1 pseudogene is annotated in these 243 nt (G+C 40.3%); it reads left to right on the top strand.

The annotated features are described in order from the left end of the window. Positions 1–29: 29 nt before the first annotated feature. Positions 30–243: pseudogene (locus V0R37_RS23065) on the top strand (IS5/IS1182 family transposase); the annotation flags it as partial.

The raw sequence follows: 243 nt of genomic DNA on the forward strand, positions 1-243 counted from the left end.
TCTATTTCTAGCTATCAGAAGGCCAGAGAAATGATATTGCTCGTGCCGAAAGTCTTGTTGACCACCTTAAGGAGGTCAACGTATTTATCGCCGATAAAGGCTATGACAGCGACGCTTTAAGGACATATGTTGACTCTAAAGGTGGTGAAGCGATTATACCAAAGCGAAATTATGGACAAGATATCGACAAAGAAAGCATGGATTGGTGTCTCTACAAGTATCAACCAAATGTTGATACTTGTA

Source organism: Pollutimonas rozaliensis (assembly GCF_048751585.1).
Taxonomy (GTDB): domain Bacteria; phylum Pseudomonadota; class Gammaproteobacteria; order Burkholderiales; family Burkholderiaceae_B.